This window comes from Vibrio sp. 10N.222.49.C9 (assembly GCF_041474985.1).
GTDB lineage: Bacteria > Pseudomonadota > Gammaproteobacteria > Enterobacterales > Vibrionaceae > Vibrio > Vibrio crassostreae_C.
Genome location: NZ_JBFRVD010000202.1, coordinates 1 through 429 on the forward strand (window position 1 = coordinate 1; position 429 = coordinate 429).

The window sequence follows — 429 nt, forward strand, 5'->3', positions numbered from 1 at the left end:
CCCCATAATTCTTGATATATGCCATCACTTTTTAGACTTCGTAAGATAGGTTTGTTGGCTAATTGGTACTGCTTTAACTCACCATATCCTCGCTCTATCTCCCAACGTTGCCAGTACACTTCAACAAGCTCTTGTAGAGCGTAAGTGTTTGGACATAAACACGACGTAATGAAGCCCTTGATCTCCCCTTTAGGTGAGGGAATCATTACCAACCTTGCTTTCCATGTTTTACCTAAGTGAGGTGCTTGCCTTTGAGCTTGAGGTGATATTGGCATTTCAATGAGGTGATCATACTCGCTATATGAATCGATAATTTCATATCTGAACTTTGATTTAATGGGAGTCAGCCAGTGGGTATTGGGGCCGCTACCTTCCCAACTCATAAAGAGTTCCGCAGAAATAAAACCGCGATCAAACAGTGTTAAAGAG

Annotated in this window: 1 protein-coding gene; it reads right to left on the bottom strand. The window is 42.0% G+C overall.

What is annotated here, in order from left to right:
• Nucleotides 1-429, bottom strand: a 429-nt coding sequence (locus AB4585_RS22755; RefSeq protein WP_372171074.1) for a transposase, incomplete at both ends; no start/stop codon positions are given.